This is a genomic window from Sulfurovum sp., assembly GCF_049668085.1.
Classification (GTDB): Bacteria; Campylobacterota; Campylobacteria; order Campylobacterales; family Sulfurovaceae; genus Sulfurovum.
Window position 1 is genome coordinate 1 of the sequence record NZ_JBATIY010000083.1, and the last position, 2,937, is coordinate 2,937.

General features: G+C 31.0%; 3 protein-coding genes and 1 pseudogene. All 4 read right to left on the reverse strand.

The window, feature by feature from the left end:
- Positions 1–866: GspE/PulE family protein (locus WBM70_RS05210; RefSeq protein WP_424557455.1), on the reverse strand; the 866-nt coding region annotated here is incomplete at its 3' end.
- 54 nt (positions 867–920) lie between these two features.
- Complete coding sequence (locus tag WBM70_RS05215; protein ID WP_424557456.1) at positions 921–1,643, reverse strand: tetratricopeptide repeat protein; 723 nt, start codon at positions 1,641–1,643, stop codon at positions 921–923.
- Positions 1,636–2,448 carry an AAA family ATPase gene (locus WBM70_RS05220; RefSeq protein ID WP_424557457.1) on the reverse strand — a complete coding sequence of 271 codons (813 nt, stop codon included), beginning with the start codon at positions 2,446–2,448 and terminating at the stop codon, positions 1,636–1,638. The genes WBM70_RS05215 and WBM70_RS05220 overlap by 8 nt, the downstream gene beginning before the upstream one ends.
- A pseudogene (locus WBM70_RS05225) lies at positions 2,438–2,937 on the reverse strand (pilus (MSHA type) biogenesis protein MshL); the annotation flags it as partial. The pseudogene WBM70_RS05225 and the gene WBM70_RS05220, both read right to left, overlap by 11 nt.

Genomic DNA, 2,937 nt, shown 5'->3' on the forward strand with positions numbered 1-2,937 from the left:
GTTGAAACCCTAAAATCAAAATCTTTTTGTGATACGGTTGCAGAAAATCTACCATCTTGTGGTTTTCTTTTTTCTGCAATATCCAAATTTGAAAGTAATTTCATTCTTGAAGCCAATGGATTGAAAATATCTCTATCAAATATAAAGCTTTGTCGTAATATACCATCCACCCTTACTCTTATGACACAGTTCTTCTCCATTGCTTCAATATGGATATCACTGGCACCTATAAATATTGCAGATTTCAAAATAACATCAATCAGTTTTAAAACTGCAGGATTTCCTTCATCATTATCATCTGCTTTTCCCTCTTGGGCTAAATCTTTACGAATATCAGCAACTAATCCTTTAATACTCTCATTGATTTCCAAACGTTGTAAATGTTGATTGATTTGACTAGGCTTTGAAATGGCTATTCTTATAGGTTTTTTGGGGAAAAGTCTCTGTATCGCATCTTGCGCAGCCATATCAAGGGGGTCGTCAAATACAATAAGTACATTCAGATCATTCTCTTCTATGGGGATAATATTATATTTAAGTAATTGGCTATATGAAACTTTTGAGAATAATTTCATATCAATTTCACTGTCATCTAGATCCACATATTCTAGATGTAATGTTTTTGCAACTTCCTCGATAATAGGGACAATATCTATTCCTTCTATCTTTTCTAGATGTGCTAGAGTAATGACTCCCTGCCTGATCTTTTTAGCTAAAAATATTTGTACAGTATTCAGATCTGTCATATTTTCAGCTAAAAGATTTGCAAAAGATATCTTTTTGGGAGGTCGGCTTTTTACTAATGTAGAAATTGCTTCTTTCGTAATAAGATTTTCTTTAAGCATTATTTCAATGAGTTTTACCATTTATCACTCCCTAATATTAATTAATAAGTATAACATTAAATACTAAATATTGTTTTATAATTTATTATTTTCAATCTGATTTAATAATTTTCTTCCCTCTTGTGAATCTGACATTTTTATATAATCCTTTAAAATAGAGATTGCTTCATTTTCATGACCCCGTTTTACTTTTGATTTTACAAATATAAATAAACTCTCTTCACTATTTTCATCAAGTTTATTTGTTTCCAATGCCCAATATTCCGATTTTTTGTAATTACCTTTTTTATAGTAGCTTCTTGCCAAAAATAATGCATCATCAATCTCACGCGATTGTAAAAAACGTTTTTCTACATCTTTATATGCGGTCACACTTGTGGACTCTACAATATCTAAATGTATTTTCGGCTTATCAATCTCTGTATCTGAGACAATAAGATCCTGCGTATCTTCAAGCACAGGAATATCAACCAGTATATTCATTGGTTTTTTAACAGCTTTATCGGTGACTGCTATCACATTTTCTTTGATCTCTAATCTATCTAAAGCATTATTAACCAATACACTGCTTTTAGCTTTCTTCTCTTTGGCGTTACTTGATACCTCTTCATGAGATATAGTTTCTTTTGAAGTTTTAAAATATGTCTTTAATGCACTAAACTCTATCTTTTGATTCATTAAAAAAAGAACTAAAGGAACAAGTAAAAGAAGAAAAACTAAAATACTTATATACCAAGGTTTTAATTTTTTTCTTCTATATTTTTTCCATTCATCTTCTAATTGTTCTATATCATACATTAATATATCCTAATTTTAATGCTGACATCTCAATGATCTTGTCTGGGATTTTTGTATAATTTACTTTTGAAGGATCATTTTTATCATAATATTCACAAATTTCAAAAATAGTGAATAAAAGTTTATTACATTCTCTGTAATTTCCTTTTGTATATTTATGGATTCGTTTCATATTCTTTTCTTTAATACTGTTTGCGATCTCAAACATATTCTTTTTTAGAAGTTTTTTATGTATATAAGCAGTTTGGTCTTCCATTGTGGCATTTTTAAGTTCGATCACTTCCCAAATACGTGATTGGAAATGCTCTTTTGCGATAAGATCTTCATCTTCAGTTTTATGTAGAGATACAACAAACTTTACTGCACGACTATCTGAGAGAAGCCTTATTTTTTCCATCATCTCAGGACCATACATCTGTGCTTCATCTAGTAAAATGATAATTTCTCTTTTCCCTCTAAGATTTTTACAAAAATCATTTAACGCGGAGAAGTTGACTTCAGTATTGCTAGGCAGATCTTTTTTAGTTAAGACTTTAAAGAGTTTATGAAAGAATTCTTTTTCATTGATTGAAGGTGTATCAAAATAGTGGATCTCTTTTTGGTGTTTTAACTTTTCCTGAATACGATTAAGTAAAATACTTTTCCCTGTACCCGGTTTTCCAAAAAGCAGGATCATCTTCAGTGGCTTATCCATACTATGACGCAGTTGCTGATAAGCTGTAACTGAAGAATTTAAGTCAATGTAGTCATCGATATCTACAGAATCAATGAATACATTTTTAGCAATTTCATATCTACTTTTCATTTAACTTTGTATATCCCAAATCTTTCAGTGACACTGATTTAGAATTTTTAACGATATGCGGTGTAATGATAAATACCAACTCTTCCACTTTATTAATTTTTTGTTCTTGTTTAAATAAATAACCTATACCTGGAATATCACCGAAGAATGGAACATGGGTGTCTGTAAATCCAGTTTGACTTGATAATAAGCCTCCTAGTATAGCATGTTCTCCATCTCTCACTTTTATCACAGATGCAATTTGTCTTCTTTTCAAATCTGGCGGGATGGTTCTAATCCCACTGTCTGGATTAATAGTATCCACTGTATCTGAAACAGATGGATTAATTTTTAGAGTGATGATACCATTCTCATCAATTTCAGGTGTGATATCGAGTAAAATACCTGCAAACACAGAATCAACCAATTCACCTTCTGCTGCCACAGCTCCACCACCACTACTAGCTGTACTCGAAGATTTTATTTTGTAGAAGAGTTCTTGACCTACAC

Coding starts and splice junctions, on each gene's coding strand:
- WBM70_RS05215 (WP_424557456.1), bottom strand. CDS start 1,643: ATGTATGATATAGAACAATTAGAAGATGAATGGAAAAAATATAGAAGA.
- WBM70_RS05220 (WP_424557457.1), bottom strand. CDS start 2,448: ATGAAAAGTAGATATGAAATTGCTAAAAATGTATTCATTGATTCTGTA.